Source organism: Anaplasma phagocytophilum str. Webster (genome assembly GCF_000964685.1).
GTDB classification, from domain to species: Bacteria; Pseudomonadota; Alphaproteobacteria; order Rickettsiales; family Anaplasmataceae; genus Anaplasma; species Anaplasma phagocytophilum.
This window is the reverse complement of the sequence record NZ_LANS01000001.1, coordinates 1,038,408-1,060,604: the sequence shown is the minus strand read 5'-3', so window position 1 is coordinate 1,060,604 and position 22,197 is coordinate 1,038,408. Positions and strand designations below refer to the sequence as shown.

The 22,197-nt window shown below is 42.3% G+C and carries 12 protein-coding genes; 4 read left to right on the top strand and 8 right to left on the bottom strand.

From position 1 onward, the window contains the following. Positions 1 to 500: 500 nt before the first annotated feature. Positions 501 to 1,799: an adenylosuccinate lyase gene (gene purB / locus APHWEB_RS04390; RefSeq protein ID WP_011450959.1), complete on the top strand. Its 1,299-nt coding sequence runs from the start codon at positions 501 to 503 to the stop codon at positions 1,797 to 1,799. Positions 1,800 to 2,129: 330 nt separating this feature from the next. Here purB and APHWEB_RS04385 read toward each other — a convergent pair whose 3' ends face one another. The 6 genes from APHWEB_RS04385 to APHWEB_RS04365 all read right to left on the bottom strand — a co-directional run bounded on the left by APHWEB_RS04385 (position 2,130) and on the right by APHWEB_RS04365 (position 9,710). After that, positions 2,130 to 2,342: a hypothetical protein gene (locus APHWEB_RS04385; protein WP_011450960.1), complete on the bottom strand. Its 213-nt coding sequence runs from the start codon at positions 2,340 to 2,342 to the stop codon at positions 2,130 to 2,132. 423 nt (positions 2,343 to 2,765) lie between these two features. Then, positions 2,766 to 3,014, bottom strand: coding sequence for a hypothetical protein (locus APHWEB_RS04380; protein ID WP_020849365.1), 249 nt, complete (start codon positions 3,012 to 3,014; stop codon positions 2,766 to 2,768). A gap of 434 nt (positions 3,015 to 3,448) precedes the next feature. After that, positions 3,449 to 3,580, bottom strand: a complete 132-nt coding sequence (locus APHWEB_RS07025; RefSeq protein WP_280939961.1) for a hypothetical protein — start codon at positions 3,578 to 3,580, stop codon at positions 3,449 to 3,451. Positions 3,581 to 3,655: 75 nt separating this feature from the next. Beyond that, complete coding sequence (cpg1, locus tag APHWEB_RS06945) at positions 3,656 to 6,799, bottom strand: Cpg1 family polymorphic protein (RefSeq protein WP_020849367.1); 3,144 nt, start codon at positions 6,797 to 6,799, stop codon at positions 3,656 to 3,658. 1,215 nt (positions 6,800 to 8,014) lie between these two features. Continuing rightward, positions 8,015 to 8,152, bottom strand: coding sequence for a hypothetical protein (locus tag APHWEB_RS06710; RefSeq protein ID WP_011450948.1), 138 nt, complete (start codon positions 8,150 to 8,152; stop codon positions 8,015 to 8,017). Positions 8,153 to 8,984: 832 nt separating this feature from the next. Beyond that, on the bottom strand, positions 8,985 to 9,710 hold the full coding sequence (locus APHWEB_RS04365) for a biotin--[acetyl-CoA-carboxylase] ligase (protein ID WP_011450966.1): 726 nt from the start codon (positions 9,708 to 9,710) through the stop codon (positions 8,985 to 8,987). A gap of 2,086 nt (positions 9,711 to 11,796) precedes the next feature. Here APHWEB_RS04365 and APHWEB_RS04355 point away from each other — a divergent pair. After that, positions 11,797 to 13,026: a hypothetical protein gene (locus APHWEB_RS04355; RefSeq protein ID WP_044104273.1), complete on the top strand. Its 1,230-nt coding sequence runs from the start codon at positions 11,797 to 11,799 to the stop codon at positions 13,024 to 13,026. Between the two features lie 1,132 nt (positions 13,027 to 14,158). Beyond that, positions 14,159 to 14,395, top strand: coding sequence for a hypothetical protein (locus APHWEB_RS04350; protein WP_133121417.1), 237 nt, complete (start codon positions 14,159 to 14,161; stop codon positions 14,393 to 14,395). A 184-nt stretch (positions 14,396 to 14,579) separates the two neighbouring features. Here the strand turns inward: APHWEB_RS04350 and miaB are convergent, their stop codons facing one another. After that, positions 14,580 to 15,914, bottom strand: coding sequence for a tRNA (N6-isopentenyl adenosine(37)-C2)-methylthiotransferase MiaB (gene miaB, locus APHWEB_RS04345; protein WP_011450970.1), 1,335 nt, complete (start codon positions 15,912 to 15,914; stop codon positions 14,580 to 14,582). Positions 15,915 to 16,259: 345 nt separating this feature from the next. Beyond that, complete coding sequence (locus APHWEB_RS06485) at positions 16,260 to 16,739, bottom strand: hypothetical protein (RefSeq protein ID WP_155370114.1); 480 nt, start codon at positions 16,737 to 16,739, stop codon at positions 16,260 to 16,262. Between the two features lie 1,792 nt (positions 16,740 to 18,531). Between APHWEB_RS06485 and uvrC the strand changes: the two genes are divergently transcribed. After that, positions 18,532 to 20,376, top strand: coding sequence for an excinuclease ABC subunit UvrC (uvrC, locus tag APHWEB_RS04330; RefSeq protein WP_052342475.1), 1,845 nt, complete (start codon positions 18,532 to 18,534; stop codon positions 20,374 to 20,376). Positions 20,377 to 22,197: the final 1,821 nt, after the last annotated feature.

Here is a 22,197-nt window from a genome sequence, read left to right as displayed (position 1 = left end):
ATAGCTCACTTTATTAAGGCTGTTGAAATTTCGCATCTAAACATTCACAACGCTGTCTATAGCAAAAATACTGCTACCTTAAGCGTCGCTTCTATGCAACGCACGCCACGGATATTGCACAAAAAATAATAACGAATTCCGCTTATTGTACATATCAAACCGTTTTAAATACGAATTTAAACACGAAAAAACCTCAATACTTCATCAACCCTGCTTATAGGCATAGATATTCAGGCGATTTACCTGTTTTTCAATACAGGCAATCTCAAACTCGATAATGAAGGCGCACTTCACCCACATTTGCCTGTCAAGTAGGTTATCGTCATTGTGTTGTAAACCTCGGCACTGACGCTGAGAGTCTTAACAAAGAAGAGCTTGATAAAGGAAAGTGATTGAAAAGCACAATGCACTAGAGGTGTTACAATACTACACTTTTACTTATTGCAAAGCAGAAGCATATATTGCATCATTCCCGGCAGTAGAGTTTGTGAAGTACTTCTGTGATCGCAAGATATAGTATCCCCGAAATGGTGGAAATTTGGGAAGAAGAAAACAAGTATAGGATATGGTTCGCCATAGAAAAAAGTGCGTGTGAAGCACAGGTTAAGCTAGGTGTTGTGCCAGTCCATGTTTTGGATAGCCTAAAGTTAGTTGACGATAGAAAGTTTGATATCAAGCGGATTTGTGAAATAGAAGCCGAGGTGAAACATGATGTTATAGCTTTTCTATCATATATCGCAGAATCCACTTCCACGGATATACGGTATCTTCACTATGGAATGACTAGCTCCGACGTTCTGGATACTTGCTTATCGTTCCAGCTTAAGCAATCATGTGATATTTTGCTAAAAAACATAGAAGACGTCCTTGGTATCCTCAAAAGAAGATCAGAAGAGACGAAATACCTTCTCTGTATGGGTAGAAGCCACGGTGTTCACGCAGAGCCCATAACGTTCGGCTTGAAGCTTGCCAGGTTTTATGCGGAGTTTGAGCGCAACCGTCAACGCTTGATAAGAGCACGTGAAGAGATATCTGTATGTAAAATCTCCGGAGCTATGGGGAATTTTGCGCATCTTGATCCATATGTTGAGGAATATGTGGGAAATTCTCTTGGGCTAAAGCCTGAGACCATATCTTCTCAAGTCATATCCAGAGATCGCTATGCTGTATTTTTTGCCACTTTAGGCGTTATAGCTTCTTCAATGGAGAAAATAGCTACCGAGATTAGGCACCTACAGCAGACAGAGGTTCTTGAAGTAACCGAGCCATTCTCACAAGGTCAGAAGGGTAGTTCTGCGATGCCGCATAAGCAGAATCCGATCCTTGGTGAAAACTTGACAGGTCTGTCACGGATGATCAGAAGTTATGTTGTACCTGCTATGGAAAATGTTGCGTTATGGCACGAAAGGGATATCTCCCACTCTTCTGTTGAGAGATTCATAGCCCCGGATGCCTGCGTGACGCTTAATTTTGCGCTGGTTAGGTTAGCTCACCTTCTCCAAAATATGTGTATAAACGAAGAGAGGATCAGGGCAAATCTTGATTCGTCTAAGAATATGATGCTGTCACAGCGTGTCTTACTCGCGCTTGTCGATACCGGGATGAGTAGGGAGCAAGGATACAAAATTGTGCAAGACTGCGCTATGGATAGCTGGAAAAATGGCACTGACTTTGTTGAAAACATCAGTAATCATCCTCAGGCGAGAGATTGCTTAAAGGATATAGGGGAACTTGCTGACCTGAGCTACTATACAAAGCATGTAGACTTTATTTTTAATAAGGTATTTGGCACAGAGTAAAGTATCACCCACCATGTTCCTAGCAAGAACATACGAGCCTAGGGACTACTGTATGAGGGTACGCGTATTGTGTGCCCTTAAACACCTGTGGGGCGCAAAAACTGAGACATTACTGCAAAGAGTATGCCCCTGCATTATCAATTGGAAAAACACCTTTAGCGAATTACAAAGCAGCATACTCCCCGTCGTCAGCCCTTTCAGCAGCGTTGATATAGAACTAAACTCTTACAAACTAGTTTACAGAATTACGCAATATAGCAGAAAAAATATGACCTCGTTATGCTAAAAATACAATACTACACAGTTACATTTACGTGCTTCATCAGTTAACTAGATCAACTGAAGCAGCACTCTCTGCCTCATACACCATAACGTTAGACTAGTTCCCGGAGCAAGATTAAGAGCACTGCGAGGAGCACTACTAGAAGAAGCTGCAGGACCTGCACGCACTCTCTCTCCCGCCTGGTTGCACGGGGTAACATAACGCGAAAGATCAAAGATGCCATCATCTAAATCCTGAGCACTCTCAGTCTCATACACCACCCTATCGAGAGGACGACGAGGAGCACCTACACCACACTGCAGCCTCCGCCGCTAGCAAGGCCACTTCAAGACCTTTGAGTAGGTGCATAGGCACCGACCTATCGCATATTTATAAGAAAGTACACTGTTGTTTGCTATAGTGGCAGAAACTGCACTATCTGTATTGCCACCAGAATGTATCGCAGACGTTATACCATCTCTTTTTGGGTATGCGTGTTTTCAGTGATGCAAAATCTCTATAAGGGCGCCACAGACCTGTAAAAGACTACACATACAGCAACTTCATGCTCCCTATAATTCTCAAAATACCACAAACACACACGCCCACTCGCTTGCCCATCCGGCAGGTTTTACATCACAAACTCTACTTCTTGCAAAACCCCTGTTCTTTGCGAGTATATCCAGCGAGATATATACTACTCCCTACCTTCTATGCCTTTGCTGCTCCTGGATAGCACCCAAAATATCCAGCACATCATCATCAAGAGACGTTAGACTAGTTCCCGGAGCAATACCAGCAGCACCTTGAGGATCACGAGAGGAAGCAGCAGGACCTGAACGCGATCCACTACCTCCTGCCTGGTTGCGCGGGGTAATATAGAATGAAATATCAAAGATGCCCTCATCCGTATCAACATCAACTAAACCGCACCCCTCAGTCTCATACACCATACTATCAAGAGACGTTAGACTAGTTCACAAAGCAAGACTAAGAGCACAGCGAGGAGCACGAGAGGAAGAAGAAGGACCTGAACGCAATCCACTATCTCCTACCTGGTTGCACGGAGTAACATAACGCGAAAGATCAAAGAGACATCATCATCCGGGTCAACATCAACTGAAGCAGCACCCTCAGTCTCATACACCACCCTATCGAGAGGACGACGAGGAGCACCTACACCACACTGCAGCCTCTGCCGCTAGCAAGGCCACTTCAAGACCTTTGAGTAGGCGCATAAGGCACCTACCTATCGCATATTTATAAGAAAGTACACTGTTGTTTGCTATGGTGGCAGGAACTGCACTATCTGTATTGCCACCAGAATGCATCGCAGGCGTTATGCCATCTCTTTTTGGGTATGCGTGTTTTCAGTGATGCAAAATCTCTATAAGGGCGCCGCAGACCTGTAAAAGACTACACATACCGCAACTTCATGCTCCCTATAATTCTCAAAATACCACAAACACACACGCCTACATGCTTGCCCATCCAGCATGAACTGGCTCAACACTAACAAACTCTACTCCCGTCAAACCCTTTCTCTTCGAGAGTATATTCAGCACAGATATATGACAAATAAGCACTGCGCTCCCTACCTTCTTCGCCCTCGCTGCCCCTGGATAGCATCCAAAATATCCAGCGCATCATCATCAAGAGACGTTAGACTAGTTCCCGGAGCAAGACCAGTAGCACCTTGAGGAGCACGAGAGGAAGAAGAAGTACCCACACGCACTCTCTCTCCCGCCTGGTTGCGCGGGGTAACATAGCGCAAAACATCAAAGACGTCATTATCAACATCCTGAGCACCCTCAGTCTCATACACCACCCTATCGAGATGACAAGGAGGAGTACCTACACCACACCGCGGGCTCCTCGCACGAGCCCTCTCCCCCTCTAATACGCAACGCTCAAGATCTTTCGGAGAACCAAGAAACCCTAAATCCACCCCTCTACGCGTTGACTCAGAAGACCTTGCACTCTTTTTGCTTTTATCTTTTTTAGTATGCATTGCAGCAGAAGCACTTCTGACCTTAGGTATCGCACCACTAGGGTGATTCCTTAGACCACTTGGCGACGCCTCATCCTGCCGTTGAGGCACTTCTCCAGCAGGATGTCTCCTTGGTGAAGTAGCAGGTTCTTCCCTATCAGATCTTCTACTACGTCTCGCATCCGATTCTGAAGCCGCGCCCCGAGAAGAATGCCTCATATCACCAAGAGCAGGTTCCTCACTATACCCTCTCCTATCACTCCTCCTTGAACGCCGACCATCGCCTTGCCCTTGGCACTTAACATCAAAATCTTCATCGCCACAGAAACGTCCGCGACGCGACGACCTTCCTCTTTCACTTTGCTCCTCATGAGGTACCGCAGCATCATCAAGCTGCAGCCTTAGGTCACTGAAAAGCAATGCTTCGTCCGCATCTTCTTCCTCACCAGCAAGAGCGTCTGAGAAACGCGTACCATGCCTTTCTAGTATACCACGTACAAGCTCCTCGTATAAAGTAGGACCTCTCCTCCTCTCTGGAGGATCATAGTAGTCACGAGAAGTAGCACCTATAAGCTCACCTTCACTAGATGCATCAGCACAATCACCGCCTCGTGTCCGTCTTCGAGACGCGTCATCGGATTGCCATTCTAATAACTGCCTTTCGGTAATACCTTCCGTAAAGTCATCATCTACTGTCAAATCTACCCCGTGATCAGTTATCTGATCCTTATTGTAGAACTCTTCTAGGATCTTCTCCAACTCACCATGCGTACTACCAGGGAGCCTCTGCAATGAAGTGAGCATTGCTATCTTTAGCAGCGCCTCTTCGTCTAGATTCTCCACAAGCCATTGCTCAAGCGCAGCCAGTTGATTCCCAGCATTATTGAGCATATCTACGTTAGCACTACATATCATATCTGGAATGAGGCTTACCAGTGAATCTACTGTCAACACGACCGTAGATAGGAACACATTACCGGCTGCAACGTCTAAGAGTAGCAGCGCAGCTGGAGCTGTAGTAGCTTTTACACCATCTGCCCATATAATCCTTTCGAGCCGCCTGGAGTATGGCATGTTTCTAATATGCCTACGAGCAGCAATTATGGTACCGAAAAAGGCAGCAACTCTGGCGTGCTTAACTGTGAAATTTAAGATCTGCCTACAAGACGGCGGAACTTGAGTCCATCCAGTGTTTATTACATGTAGCTTCGCCACAATATGCCCAGCATATTCAAACGGTATAGACAATGCTGCAGCGATAGCACATGCCCGGCTACTAGGCTCAAAGCGCAACCTTCTACTGCTCCATGCAGCAGACATTGCAGAGTTGACGAAGAGACCTATCTTTTTGGGCTGCTCTATCAGCGACAAAGGCAAGAAGAGCCTGGTAACTGACCAATTCAAAGCAGTGCTAAACGCCTTATGAGAGACGTGCGCGGTAAGCGTTAAGAAAGTGTTCAACCCGAGCTTAGCACAGACCACAGCCGAGAGCATAGAGAACATTTCAGGTGAAGAAAAACCCCCCCTCCCTCTGCTAGACATCCTCCTACTGACCCACTGGGCAGCATATCCACCAAACGCTATTATCGGCAGAGCAAGATACATAGTCGTTAGCACGGAGATAGATGCCGGCATCGCACTCATGTTCGTTATTGAAAGGCTCTCATTCCTGCGATTACTCAAAATATCATGAAGAGCTTCACTGCTTTCAGAGCAACTGTGATTACCGAAAAGAGCGGTTAGATTACTTCCACGTATAAGAGCTTCGGTAATAGTGGCATTGCCATTCCCGGAACCAAAACTTGCAATGGTCTCATTTATATAGTCTATCAGTGCACAATACTTCTCCTTATCACTAGAAGGATTAGTCGCCTGCTGAATAATCGAGGAGAACATCGATGCACAGTACGCAACAACAGCAACTGTACCCAGCGGGCTAAGTAGCGCAGAACAGGTAGAAAGTACCCTAGATAAAAATCGATGATGCTCAGCGAATTCCTGCGCTACTTCTGCCCGTAATTCGTTAACGTAAGTGCTGAGTAACACAGTACCGAAGAGGCTCGTCATGACACCTTTTTCGGTCTCGAGCATCTCGCTGAGACCCTCTTCATCATAATCCTTCAGGAGCGATTCAATAGCAGTACGCTCACTGGAGCTCCGAGGAGAAGTAAGCCCTGCACTTTCCGCATCGACCACATCAACTGCATTCCTCACGTACCCTGCAGCAATCAAACGCAGCAAAAACCAATTTGTAGACAGGACGCGATAACTAGCCGGTGCATGCAAGATCTGCATCGCCTGGCGAAGATGCTCCGCACTGACACGCTCGTGCCTTCTCCTGAGGTAACTATCCGCAAAAGATGCAAATGTCTCCTCATTCCATCTATGCTGAAGCAGATTACCTCTACGAATTTGCTCTTGCGCATACCTCAACATGTCTGCAAACATTGGAGCACGCCCAGGGCGGTCGTAGTGATTTAATGCCTCCTCATCTACCAGGGCCATGATGTTGAGGAAGGAAGGAGCGATAGCTTGCGTACTGAAAGAGCCAATAACCTCGACAAGGAAATCCTGTGTAACCAACACAGATAGATCATGTGCTGTTTGTCTCGGATTCCCTACACTTATAGAACGCAGGGCACTTAGCAAAGCCCTGACAAAACCGGTACGAGGCTTATAATGCTGCATTACCGACTTGAGCAGAGATAGTAATTTCTTTTCTGTGTCGTTTAAGAATCTTTTCGCCATACCATCAACCTCATAGCAACAACTTCCTCAACATATGCTGAATTACACTAGGACAGCTTCGAACGTGGTATTTATACAACAGCCCACACAAATCCCACAAGAACCTTGAGGCTCACCGGGACACTCCAGCACATTGTCTTTTGGAAAAAAACGAGACTACTCCTCCTTCTGCACAAAACGGCAGCAAGATTATAACATGAGAAACCGGCGGCAACACTACGCACTCTCATGAGCACCACACTCGCTATGATGGTACAATGTGTATGAAAAATGGTCAAGCGCTAAGCAGCTTTCCCGCGTAGCAACGACAATTTATTGATGCAATACGGCTATGATGCACAGGCGTAGCGCGTAAAATCTCTGTACTGCGATATGTATAAAAAATAGTAAATAACGATTGCACTTTCAAGCCTATAGCAGTAAATACTCCTTCTGTAGGCTATTTGCATTTTATGAATGACTAGAGCAGTAACATTTCTTTAAATTTTTCAGGCTTTTAGGGCGGCACCAAGAAAAATATTTGCTTTTCCAGTTTACAAGTTACAAGTACCACTTGCAGCAACATCTGCATCTTTACATAGACATTTTTGGCTGTTGCGTAAACTCCATTTGAGTTTCAGGCAGCGTTTTTCTTATCATAATAATCATTGAGATGTTGTTAGTTTCGCCATTGCTCTAGGTGGATTGTCAGTGAGTGTCTTTGTTTTCACCATAATCATGACAGCGTTGCTAATTATCTTCTCCTAGTTCAGCTACTGCTGGTAGATTGTTTATGTATTGGGGTTTTGCTTATCACTAGAATAACGGAAGTGTTGCTGATTTTTGTATAGTTTAGCTATGATTATATGATTAGCGGGTTTCTTTAAGTTTCAGAAAACGTTTTTCTCATCACTATCTATCACCACTTAGGTATCACAGATTTTATACTATCACTTCAGCTATTCCGGGTAGATTGCCTTTAGCCTTTAAGTTTTAGTAAGCGCCCTGCTCGTCACTATAATCACTGAGATTGTACCGATTTTATGTACTGCTCCGCTTCCGCATGGCGTATTACCTTTGAGTTGAGGTTTTCGTTATCACTACCCATGGAAACTTTAGGTGTTACCGGTTTTGAGGCCCATTAGTCAGCTATTGGGTAGATTGCCTTTAAGTTTCAGCAAGCGTCTTGCTCGTCACTATAATAAGAGATGCCATCAACTCACATACAGTTCCCCCTTACACCACATGCTGCATCGTATTCAAGTTGGGATTTTTCTTATCACTACCCATGGAAACTTTAGGTGTTACCAGTTTTGATGCACTTAGTTCAGCTATTAGGCGATTGCCTTTGGATTCCGAAAACGTTTTTCTCACCTATATGACCACTGAAGTATTGTAGCTTTTTGTATAGTTTAGCTATGACTGGCGGGGTTTCTTGAAGTTTTGGAAAACGTTTTTCTCATCAGCATCATCATTATCATTGAGGTGTTCTAGTTCAGCAACTGCTAGGTGGATAACCTTGGAGTTTTCGTAAGCGCCCTGCTCGTCACTATAATCAAAGATGCCATCAACTCACATACAGTTCCCCCTTACGCCACATGCTGCATCGTATTCAAGTTGAGGTTTTTCTAATCACTACCCATGGGAACTTTAGATGTTACCGGTTTTGATGCCCATTAGTCAGCTATTGGGTGAATTGCCTTTAAGTTTCAGCAAGCGCCTTGCTCGTCACTATAATCACTGAGATGTTACAGATTTTTTATATACTGCTCCGCTTCTACCTGGCGTATTACCTCTGAGTTGAGGTTTTGCTAATCGCTATCCATGGAAACTTTAGATATTACCAATTTTGATGCCAATTAGTCAGCTATTGGGTGGATTGCCCTTGGTTTCAGAAAACGTTTTTCTCATCACTATCTATCACCACTTAGGTATCACAGATTTTATACTATCACTTCAGCTATTCCGAGTGAATTGCCTTTGAGTGCGAGCAAGTGCTCTTCCTTTCTATGTGATAACTTCGTCACGTACGCAGGAAAAACATTGTAAAAATAGTTGGGCAGGAATTGCCACTAACAGCACAAAGGCCAACGTATCGTATATAAAGCCTCAGTAGTACTCATGAGATTTTAGAACAAACCCTTGTCTTTATCATGCATTCTCCACAAACCCGCAGCTTATAGCAGTATAGTTCCCGTTATGGCTATTATAACATCGAGCCATAGTCTAGCTTCAAGGTATCTTCACCAGATTTCAATACTATAGAACCGTCAAGACCAATATCGGTAAACGTACCTTCATGGGTGATTCCATCGCTTGTTGTTATGCAGACGTGTGAGTTTAGCGCATGCGCTTTCTTTAGCCACAAACTTCTTAGCGGAGCAAATCCTGACGCAGAATATATATCGAGAAGTTTAGCTAGATTTTCCAATACCACATCCAACAGCTCTATATTGGTCAATTTGAGATCTGGAATATAGCTGCTTATCGAGGTCGCATATTCTGGATGATGCAATATATTCACACCTACGCCACATACTATCCAGGGTATAGAATGGCCCTGCACTTTGCTCTGCAGCAGTACGCCAGAAATTTTCTTGTTGTCCACAAAAACGTCGTTTGGCCACTTGTATTTTAGAGTTGGAATTTTTGAATTTTCTATATGTTGGGAAAAAATTTGCTCAAGAGATATCCCCACGGATAAGGCACAAGCGAATGAAAGCGTGGGTACATGCAAATGCTCCTTTAAAACAATACTAAAATATAGATTTCCTTTAGGGCTATACCACTGTCTGCCGCGCCTACCAACACCTGAACTTTGCTCATCAGCGACAATCACCGTACCTGAATCTGCACCTTGCTCCGCTAATTCCATTGCATCTAAGTTAGTACTTTGGCTGATGCTACGCCTATGAATTACAAATGGCTTCATTACTTGCCTCTATTATCTCGCTGTAAATTTACTCTCCCCTTATGTTGCCTGCAATAATAGAACAGCGAAAAGTTGACTATTATGTCACACTGTTGCTAAACTCCCGCGCTTCTATAGCTCTTTACTGATCCAGTGTTCAACAGTACATGAGAAATTACATAATTCTGCATACTCGGCTTTATAATCGTAAAGATGGCAACAGTGACCCCCAACGGTAAGTAGCAGACCACATTACACTGAACAACTGAGCACGAATTAAAACAATAAGACTGCACGAAAGGGATACCAGTAGTACCATCCGCAGGATGCACTCTATCATCGCATCTAGATCGTATTTTATGTCATCGATCACTTTATGTCATCGATCACTTCTCGAATTCGTCAGCAGAATCGCTATCACAGAATTAACCATCATTTCTCTAATTCACACACTTAATAGCCTTTAACTGCTCATGCAAGTAACATCCCCAAGTAGCCTCTAGCTAAAAGTGCATAAAAGCTCTATATACATCCAGAAACCGCCGTGTGTATAAAAATGCAGTGTATATAAAAATTCAGTAGCATTACTAGAACTTAGGTCTGATACTTACGATGCGCACATGGGCAATTTTACATACGCAAAGCGACGTTGGAGTAACTTTACACATTTCAAAATAGTCTATCGTATGCAACACTCAATGCGTATATTGCATCATAAAAACTGGTAGTTATTACCATACATTCGGGTATAGCAGCTTTTATTCTCGACCTCAAAGCTTCCTCAAAAAAGCCTGCTTTGAATGATGATGTTTTACCTCTGTATCTTCGGAATACTTTGCATCACAAATTGTAGGATACAACACTGATGTATTCTTAATTCTGCAGAACCTTTGTTGTTTTTATCGCTGCTTACTATGCTAAAGGAATACTTTATATAGCAGCATTTATCATACGAAATAACTGCCATATCTTAGCACTAGATTATTTCTCCTTGAAAAAAGCATTCTTGAAGAATACAGTAAGCAACGATAGCACCATTTGCGTACAGGTTTTAGATAATGTTAGCGCATTATCACTGAACTAACCTCCCACACCTTCATGTCGTTGAAAGTATAGTCATTGCCGCATCGGTTTGTGGTATGATTACAAAGCAAGCATATGTATTTATCGCCAGAGTTTAGCCTTCTAGAATGAGTTTCGGCACATGCGCGTGCACTTATCATAAAGTGTATTTTTGAATATATATGCAGCAATTTACGTACAAGTGCATGGCTGCCTGAATAGCTTAGATGCACCACTCACTAATAATCAATCTAATCAAAAAGCGTTCTATGCTTTACCAAAGCGATGATACGACATGTCACAATAGCGAATTGCATGGCATTCCTTACAACTTTTGAAGCGACATCATTGTAAATTTCAAAACGTCTACTACTGCTGGAAGCATAGGCTGCTCCATAGATTAAGTCATCCCAGAAAAATCCCTTCCCTGCTGCTGTTCCTACTAACTCTAATAATAGTCTAGATATAGTATTTGAGTAGATACAGCATGTTCTTAGGGTTGTTGTATGCGGTTCAATACGATATGGTCTTGTTGTGTGTAGTGTCGCGGAGTTATTTTCCGAAAACCCTATTTTTCTTCCCTTACGTATTACTAATTTATAGTTATCAGAGTCAGGATAGGCTTTTCACTGGCGCATTCCGCTGCGCTCTGATAAGGGTATAGAAAATATAGTATTGAATATGTGTAGTAGTGGGCAGGATCGCAGAATTATTCTCGAGAACTCCACCTGCTTACTACGGTGCTTCTCAATCAGATTGCTCAGATGTTTGAGAGCGTATTTATTTCTTGTAGTTTATAAGAAAAGCGCGCTTCACCACAGCTCATTTAAAAGTTTGCCCCATGCTTTGTAGTGTAACTAGGTATGTGTAGGCTTCTTACAGCTATTTAATAGGTATATTTTACTAACGAGTTTGCTGCAAATCGTGAATACATACTATATATTCTGCGCTTACCGTGGAAAGTAGCATGAGTACTTTTCACAGGTTCGGATTTTTTACAAAAAAGCTAAGATTTATGGCTATCATACGAAAGGATTCCCCTCTTATGCCCATTAGACATTCTCAAGGAATTTTCTGGGCTGCAGCGGTGATGATGTTACTATCAATATGCTGTTTTGAGTGGATGTACACAGCTTTTGGTCAAGAAGTACTTCACAGTGAAGTTAGAGTTGCCACACTGTTGTTCACGCACATGTGCCTTTTCTCTGTGTTTCAACTTTTCTCAGGTTCTATTATCGACTACGCAGGATCCAAGCTTTCCTTACCTTCAGCAGCTTTGTGTGTTTTCATTGGCATGGTACTACAGATATACACTGATGATCTCAATTTTCCTATCATGCTTACAGTTTCGCAGTTTTTTTTAACATTCGGAGCGTCATTTGCTTTTATAGGGATTGGATACCTATGCAATGGATTTTTTAAAGAATCTATTGCAGGAATTATGTTTGGCTTTGCTCAAGCAAGCTACAGCATGTGCTACGCCATAGTTTGGTATATTTCTACATATTATGAACAATTTTTAAAGCAAAACTTTAATTTTCTGGTATGGTCAATAGCAGCTTTTCAATTTACGGTATTTATTACAATCTTATGCACTGCTAGTAATCCTGCAGTGTATTGCTCAGCGAAAAAGAACATAAAATTCTCAGACATACTTAGCTCTATATACAAGATGCTATTTAACTCTAGAGTAGTATTAGTGTCTCTAATAGGAGGTATGGAGTTTGGAATATTTTTCTCTGTCGCAGGAGTTTTATTATACAAAGCAAGCGCAACACTAGGTAGTGTGGCATCCTTATGCATGTGGACAGGCTTCGCTATAGGAGCTCCCTTTTTCTGCTGGGCTTATTCTTCTTTCCTCAAAGTAAAAAGTAAGCATATTTTTTGGGGATCCAGTTTGCTTCAAAGCGGCAGCTTACTGCTAGTCACTACATTAATACAGGCTGTCGAAGCATTACATCCTGAAAAAAACTGGGTAGCCTATGCGGCTTGCCTCGTGGCAAGTATCTTCGGTTTTGCCTCTGGAGGACACATGGTAGCATTCTCTGCAGGAAGAGAGTTGGTAGATATAAGACTAATCACCACGTACTGCGCTTTTGTCAATGGGTGCATGTGCGTGCTTTCTGGGATAATTGTGTTGATTTTAACTCTGCTATCTCAATTCTACAGGTTATCAGACATGCTAGTAGTTATGTCTGTAGTGGCCTTACTTTACTATCTCCTGGTTAATTTCATGCTATATACACGCTCTCCTCGTAGTAATGAAAATAGATGATCATCCAAAAAACTTCCCGACAATTGTTGCGTATACCTGCTCCAGAGTTCTACTACTTGAACATCTATCTGGCTCGTAATGATAAATACCGCTAATAAATGCGTTATATCTCCGTAAAAGTTCCTGCTATCATGAGGACACGTCTAGAATAAACGTATTGCAAATCTCGCAAACATCAAGGTCTACAACTGCGAATTTTTCATTTGATACAGACGAGTGCATTTCTGCGACATAGGTTAAGTACCCGGATAATCAAAAGTTGTAATGTGTTTCGAATCTCCAGAGATAAGTTCGTAGTTATGTCATTTTTAAACGAAGCCACACCTTATCTAGCGCCTTGAGCTAGTAAGGTTCCTCTTTGTTTCAGAATACAGCTTCGACCTCCCAGTTTGCTTGTGCTAGATAAATCTGGTTTATGGTTTGCGCTTAGGACAAGCCTTGCCATCCCCCGAGGATTCCGGTTGTTTGAGCTTAGAAGCTTTTGTGTACTTTGTAGAGGTAGTTAGCACTTGTATTGAGTCATGCCTTCGGATTTTGGGGTGTCAGTGCGTCTCTAATCTTTCGTCAGGCTTCAGACCTGCTGAAATACAAACACTGCGGTCATATAGGATGAATTGCCAGAGGTGGCGTCCTAAAATGTAATACTTGGCTGTATAGGATTAAGGTTGTGTTTGCAAGAGTATAATGTATAGGTGCAACCACATGGGAGAAAGTAACCATTAAGTGATATTCTTGGGTGCTTGCGTGCCGTGCGGAAAGCTCCTGCATTCCTTCCATACACTGCAGATGTTGTACAGTGTTAGAGTCAAATGATTGCACTACTGCTAGAATGATTGCTAACTGCTGCCAGCTGAACTGCCATAATCTGTAACTGTATCCAGTAGTGATATCGGTGCATCCATGGCAGAAGCAACTCATTGAGTGACTCTTGGATGCTTGCATGCTGTGCGGGAAGCTCCTGCATTCCCTCCATGCACTGCAGATGTTGTACAGTGTTAGAGTCAAATGATTGCACTACTGCAAGGATGATTGCTAACTTCTGCCAGTTGAATTGCCATAATCGTATACTGCATCCAGTAGTGATATCGGTGCATCCATGGCAGAAGTAACTCATTGAGTGACTCTTGGGTGCTTGCATGCTGCGCGGGAAGCTCTTGATAGAGTAGATACGTCTGACTTACCGAATCGCTGTCATACCAAGGCGCGAACTAGGCTTCGTAACGGAATCATGCAAGCTTCCGAGCATTGCATCGTAGAACAGGCCGCTGAACCTGATCTGCTTGAGCCAGCGCATGGTTCAAGATGGGATGACCTGTCGGTTGAAGAATCGGCATCAACCCCTGCTAATACAACTTCTTTATACCTTTAGTAGTTGTAGAGCTTTTTATGGCAAGCCGTTCCCTCCCTACTCAGTATCCCCCATAAAAGCAATACTAATGAGCGACAATATCGCAACCAAAGAACAATGCTGTCATAACAGTAATGTAGTGGTACGACTCATGGATTTAGCTCTGATTAGATCAAAACAATACACGTCCGCTAATAAAATAATGCTAGTTTGCATTAGACAACACAGTCCCTTCCAGAGAATTCTGCCGTCCATGCAGTATTTCAACCCTAACCATCCTATTAAAACAGTCTTCTGATCCGCTTGGAGCCGATATGTGTATAGACTGAGTATATTCACTTTTTCCAAAAATCCTATCGCTCCGCATGCTACTAGGATCACCTACTAAGACATCCATTACCCTGCCCTCCATACTCTTATTGAACTGCAATTGCTGTTTTGTAAGTAGGCCCTGCAAGGCAGCCAAACGCGCGCTCTTCTCTTCCTCTGGTACCTGATTAGAATACTCAGCACCAGGAGTACCAGGCCTTGGGCTATACTTAAAGCTATACGACAAGGCAAAGCCAACGCTTTCTACCAGCTTCATAGTCTCTTCAAAGTCTTTTTCAGTCTCACCAGGAAAACCAACTATAAAATCTGAAGACAGAGCCATATTTTTATTCGAGTCTTTCAATTGCTCAACCACTCGAAGATACTCTTCAGCAGTGTGCTTGCGATTCATCTTTCGTAATATCGCATCAGAACCAGACTGCACGGGTAAATGCACAAACGGTGCCAGTTTCTTCTCGTCTCTATGAGCCTCATATAAAGAAGGATGCATATCCCTGGGGTGCGAGGTTGTGTACCGTATTCTCTCAACTCCGTCTATTAGTGATACCTTTTGAATTAACTTCCCTAAATCCCACTCATTACCTTTGTACGTTCCATGGTAGGCATTAACGTTCTGCCCTATTAGGACTATCTCCTTTGTACCTCTATCAGTAAGTTGTTTTACCTCTTCCAATATAGCTTCTACATCACGAGAATACTCCGGCCCTCTTGTATAAGGTACTACACAGAAAGTACAAAATTTATCGCAACCTTCCTGAATGGAGACATATGCAGAAACCCCTCCATTAGCCTTTCTATCTATTGAAATTGCGTCAAACTTAGAGACCACTGGGAACTCTATGTTGATCTGCTTCTTATCCCTTTTTACCTTCATTATGAGTTCTGGCAGAGTATGCAGCCCCTGCGGCCCAACAACCACATTCACGTACGGCGCACGTTCAAACACAGCTTCGCCCTCAGCCTGTGCCACACAACCCGCAACTATCAGAATACACTCTTCCTTTTTTATTACGCGCATACGCCCGAGGGTAGAGTAAAGCTTCTCAGACGCCTTTTCCCTTATGTGGCAAGTATTAATCAATATTATGTCAGCATCTTCTGGACGCGAAACTGCAGCATAGCCCACAGGCCTTAGCAGATCTTCCATCATTAGAGCGTCGTACACATTCATCTGACACCCGTAGGACTCTATATACAGACCCCTTGTCATAAGAACTTTTTTTGGAGAATAAAACGCGATTCTATACCACATAAACAAGTAATACAATCACGAAGTTCCAGTGTGCCACTTGCCAGAAACCTAGTAATTCTTGAACTCTCGGACGAGCAACCCAAACGGCAAACATACTATCTGGGAGTCATTGCTCCTATATCAGACAATCACCGTATTTTCTACATTCACGAAGTATGCGCTTCAAAGCCTCGTAAAATATTCGAAAGGCCCTTTCATCGAAGTGCTTTGTTTTTTTTCCACCTAGATTGATAGCCTCTTGCTTATAATAAGATTAAGGACATACGGATATTGTAATCTCCCACCAAAACATCGGAGCCGAATCTATAGAACTAAGACAACTAATGGGCAATACGGAATATTCTGGAAATACCATGGATAACTGTATGGAAGATCTCTACACGTAGCTTTCTTACAAAAGCTAGATGGTGATATATGTGTAGATGTCTGCGAATACATTTTTAGCATCCCCTTTCTTTCCATCGCTTTTGCAAGCGTACTAGAAATGCGGTCTAAATCCCCAATAGCCCAATAGCCCAATAGCCCAATAGCCCCCAATAGCCCAATAGCCCAATAGCCCAATAGCCCAATAGCCCAATAGCCCAATAGCCCAATAGCCCAATAGCCCAATAGCCCAATAGCCCAATAGCCCAATAGCCCAATAGCCCAATAGCCCAATAGCCCAATAGCCAATAGCCCAATAGCCCAATAGCCCAATAGCCCAATAGCCCAATAGCCCAATAGCCCAATAGCCAATAGCCCAATAGCCCAATAGCCCAATAGCCCAATAGCCCAATAGCCCACATTTACAATTTATAGCTGGTTGTCAACATCTTGCTGATATCATATTGCTGCCGGAATCTCCTACCAAAACATCAGCGCCGAATCTATAGAACTAAGGCAACTAATGGGCAATACGGTATATGCTGGCAATACCATACATAACTGTATGGAGATCTCTACACGTAGCTTTCTTCCAAGAGCTAGATGGTGATATGTGTATGTCGATAGCTGCGCACATACTTACCGTTCCCTAGTTCTTTCTATAGTCTTTGTAAGCATATAAGATTGCAGCCTAAGTCCTTAGTATGCCAGTGGAATAGGCAGTACAATGCTTAGCGTGTATATCAGAATCCACCTTAAACTTTTTATTTCTTACCTGTATTAAATCAATAACACCACATGCTATGGGTAATAGCCCGGCATTGAATGGCGCCACGAAAATAGCAAATTCTTACGCGCTCATCTATGTACAGAGCATTAGTATAGTTTTTGCCTCATACCAGTGGAAATGCATGCTCTACTAATGATTCCAGGATTGCTGTCTGCCAGTCGCCACGTGCTCTTTGTATCATCACGTTTATCATAGATCCACAGAGAAGCACCTATTCCTGGTGTCAGTTTTATGCTCTGGCACTTCAGTCTTAAATTTTTTGCATAGAGACAAATAGCAACAAATGCTCTGAAAAAAACATGCTTGAATTTAAATTACGCACAGCAAATTCTTACGTGCTCATCTATGTGCGGAGCATTAGTATAGTTTTTGCCTCATGACTCACACTAGCGAAAATGCATGCTCTATCATTTTGTGATTCCAGGATTGCTGTCTGCTAGTCGCCACGTGCTCTTTGTATCATCACGTTGATCATAGATCCACAGAGAAGCACCTATTCCTGGTGTCAGTTTTATGCTCTGGCACTCTAATACTCTTTGCATGCCCAAAACAAGCTCAAATATAAACTCTGAGCACCACCGGGACAGCACACAACCTAGTGCATTCATATGCTAACGGCTTGCCTACTCTAGAGTGTCACACTTTATCTTTCCCTATCATGTAGCGAAGATTCACGCCCAATGGCTACAGTCGGTATGTGTACCCCTCATTTTGGAAAACTTTATCCTAGTCAATATGCGCTCAATATCGGGACACCCATTAATAACTCCACTAATCACCTCACAAAGCGACCTGTTACTCACATGGTTCCTGTAAGCATGTACCCCTCTATAATGGCGAATCCTTTATTATATTAGTATAGTGGCATGCCTAAGCTTAACTTTAACGTTCCTACACATGCTCTGGAGGAGGTGTCGCAGCTTAGCTCACCCATCAACGAAATGAGTAATATTCCTTTGAGTATTAATGCAACATTTCTACTAGTAAGTATGACATATATATCATATTGTACCAGTATATTAGAGAAGGCTAATTTTATAGATCGCATTTTGCATGATAATTTCGTTATGAGTGTGGAGCGCTATTTTTTTCCGCCTAATTGACCGAATGCTTACAACGTATGCGCAGGATTGCATGTTTTTACCTCCTCTGCATAACCTAACAGCCAAGCTCATTAATATCCAGCACAGGCACATTGCGCATCTTTGCTTAAGCACAGGTTGCAGTACAATTCATGATTCCTGAGTGAATTTATTTGCTTTCTATATGGTTCCGAAATGGTAATAGCGTTCGTCAAAAACTGATACAATATCAATGCGTACTCTTATCCCATAATAAAAGCGTGTATTCTGCGTTGAAGACCACAAAACTGTTATAAGTTATAATCACATAAAGGCACCATTAAGAATATGTAGAAATATCGTGAAAAACTCAAATGAACGCTTGAATGACGCTTTTTACGCTCTAAAAAAAGCTACATGTTCTGTCCGGAAAAGCGTTCCCGGAGTATACAAGATGTTTGGCACAGAAGACCGCCTACTCTATGTAGGGAAAGCAAAAGACCTGAAAAAGCGGCTGAGTAGCTACTTAAGCATTAATAGAATGTCTGTTAATGTGTATACGATGGTGAAGCAGATCGTCAGACTGGAAATTACCGTAACAGAGAATGAAACAGAAGCGCTGCTACTGGAAGCAAAGCTGATAAAGTCCCTGAAGCCAAAGTACAATATAATCATGAGGGACGATAAATTTTATCCTTATATATTGTTTTCAAAGCATAAATATCCCCGTATCGTACTTCATAGAGAAAAGAGATCCGAGGGACGCTATACCGGATTATACGGCCCATTTTTATCGTCTGTCATGACAAGGCACATAATTGCAACAATCAAAAAAGCGTTTCTACTACGGTCGTGTCCGGATAACTTTTTCGCTACAAGAGCCAGACCATGCATTGAGTACGAAATTAAAAATTGCTCAGCGCCCTGCATGCAAAAAATCACAGAAGAAGATTACGCAAAAGCGGTACAAATGGCCCACAAAGCCCTCACGGGACAGAGTAAAGAAATACAGTGCGAGCTGTTTGAGATGATGTGCAGGTTTAGCAATAATCAAGATTATGAAAGTGCTATAGTATGCCGTGATAGGCTGCATGCTCTCAAATCCATGAAGGAATGCATGGGATTTCAGACGGGAATACATGGTGATGTGGACTTCATAGCCGTTTACAAACGCCAAGACTTATACTGTATGCAAGTGGTTTTTTTTAGAGATGGAGTAAATTACGGAAGCCAGCCTTATTTTATAGAAAGCGTCGGTAATGCATCAGACGCAGATATTGTAAATATGTTTATGTTGCAAATATACAATGATTTTCCTTCTGTAGTCTATGTAGACCTGCCTTCCGATTATGACACTAACATAATGAGCACTGCCATTAAGCAGCTTATGAAGCGCGAAGTAGATATTAGGCTTCCCGCTACTAGAGATGAATTGAAAGCTATGGGATTAGCTCGGAATTACGCTATGGAAGCCTTAAATCGTAGGGTACGAAATACTGCGCAAGATACAGATTTAGAAGAATTTGCCACATTTTTTGATTTACTGAAAGCGCCTGAAAGAATAGAGATATACGATAATAGCCACATTTCTGGCACTCATCCGTATGGAGTCATGGTAGTGTGCGGAAAAGATGGTCTCCTAAAAAAAGAGTATAGGAAGTTTAAGATAAATACCGTAACCAACGGTGATGATTGCTCTATGATGCATGAAGTTATCTCCCGCAGGTTTAAAGAGATACCAGATGTATTGCCTGATTTTATCCTAATTGATGGAGGTCGCGGCCAGAGATCAGCAGTATATGGCGAACTATCGCGCCTGGGTATACCGTTTGCATGTATTGCAAAGGGTCCTGGACGCGTAGCTGGCACAGAGGTTTTTTATCTTTCAAATGGAGAAAAGCTGTCTTTAGATCCAGCGAGTAAGCTTATGCACTTTCTTTGTAGATTACGTGACGAAGCACACAGATTTGCCATAACTTCTCATAGAAAAAGCCGTGATGGTAAGCTGCAATTCTCTACACTCCTTAATGATATTCCAGGTATTGGAAAAACTAAAGGCAAAGCAATACTAGCTTATTTTGGTTCCATTCAAGCAATGAAACATGCTCGAGTGGAGGAAATAAGCAAGGTTCCTGGAATTAGTTTAAAACTAGCAAAACGCGTAGCAGACTATCTTAAAGAGTCGCAAACTACGTTACGTGCATGAATACTAAAGAGTAACTGAGCATTATTATCACATCGTACTTTGATCGCAAAAACCCCTATCAACTTTGCTTTCAGTAGTAGTGCCTTAGCTTTCCGTTACGGCAATTTCCAGTCTGACTACTTGCCTCACCATCGTATACACATAACAGGCATTCTATTAATGCTTCAGTAGCTTCTCGGCAGCCTTTTCAGGTCTTTTGCTTTCCTTATATAAAGGCTATTATCTGCGTGACATTCTTGTCAATTATTGATGGGCATATGAGGCAAAGATTCCTCTATGAATATGAGAGCAGAACATGCCCGTCGTATTACCTCTGAACTCATCACTCAATGATAGAATTCCTCCCTGCAAGGCAAAATCTCTCAAGCAAAGAACCCATTGAAGCATAGTTCGATGTTCGTTGCGATAGCGAAAATAGCACTGCTCTTCCTCCGGGTAAGATGTCATATTTTCTACTGCTATAAGATTGACGAAAAATCGGTTTAATAGATAACAGATGAAGTGCTATCAAATACCCTTATATCGTTATGGTACTCCCATGGAGTATTATTGCTTGATGCCCGTGCGCGCATCACTACTATCCGATTTCCCTGATCGTATATTGTAAAAAAACCAGGTTACGCAACATATGGGTGATACGATAAGATATAGTCAAATACCCTGCAAGATTACTATTATTTCTGTTGCTACTAGCGTACCCATAAGATATTACTGCTGTACATCCGTGCATGTTTCAATGACCACACGGCGCTAGTACGTTAATCAATGAAGAGCATGACGTTTTACATCTGCTTAGCAACAGACATTTTTCTATAATGTAAAACGACTAAGCAAGCAGAGCCAAATAATTCCCCGAAAGCCGATATGACGTTTTTGAAAAAGTGAAACTTTTATAAGATAAGCATTAGTCACCTGTAACACACAACACTGGCATCATAATAATTGTGTTCCCAACGGCAGAGAATATACGTAACTAGAAAACTTACAAAAGGCCTGCATCCCACTCAGGCAAGCAGAGCCAAATAATTCCCCAAAAGCCGATATGACGTTTTTGAAAAAGTGAAACTTTTATAAGATGAGCATTAGTCACCTGTGACACACAACAATGGCGTCATAATAATTGTGTTCTCAACGGCAGAGAATATACGTAACTAGCAAACTCACAAAAAACCTGCATCCCACTCCAGGCAAGCTGAGTAAGCAACAAAAAACCAGCAATTTAGTATGTGTTTTTGAGAAGTGAAATTTTAAAGGGTAAGCATTACCTACAGGTGATACACGGTAACAGGATCGGAGCTATGATGCTCCTAATGGTGGAAAATTGACGTAACTCTGAAACGCACAATAGACCGATACCTTGGTTAGGTGATCTAAAGCTTGAGTTGCATTATTTAGAAGGATCAAGTCACAGGTTAAGTACACATACCTAAGTTTATTAATTTGTATATTTTAGGTATCAGTCAGGAATTTTTGTGCGTATGTAATTGGCGCAATATTCCCCCCACATCTGCAAAAACTATGTGAGAGCTCCTAATGCCCAGTCATGCATGGTATAGCTCGCGTAATATGCAGAAGCATCACTCATCTTACATGATTTGTAGGGTTTTTTTATGATGTAACAATGCTGATAAATGCGTCCTGAGAGCTTACAGCGTTATTAGCAGTATACCCAGAAGCTACCATCATAATCTATACACAAGGTATATAAGTGCCGTTTATCGGCTACAAGCAAAACCTCGATGGCTTATGATATGAGAAAATGGAGAATTCAAAAAAGTTATAATACCTAAGCATATTCATTGATATGCTACCCATGTTAAT

Bases quoted from the DNA above. Each gene is read 5' to 3' on its own strand.
- APHWEB_RS04380 (WP_020849365.1), bottom strand. From the start codon at position 3,014: ATGGTGTATGAGACTGAGGGGTGCGGTTTAGTTGATGTTGATACGGAT.
- cpg1 (WP_020849367.1), bottom strand. From the start codon at position 6,799: ATGGCGAAAAGATTCTTAAACGACACAGAAAAGAAATTACTATCTCTG.
- APHWEB_RS04365 (WP_011450966.1), bottom strand. From the start codon at position 9,710: ATGAAGCCATTTGTAATTCATAGGCGTAGCATCAGCCAAAGTACTAAC.
- APHWEB_RS04355 (WP_044104273.1), top strand. From the start codon at position 11,797: ATGCCCATTAGACATTCTCAAGGAATTTTCTGGGCTGCAGCGGTGATG.
- miaB (WP_011450970.1), bottom strand. From the start codon at position 15,914: ATGACAAGGGGTCTGTATATAGAGTCCTACGGGTGTCAGATGAATGTG.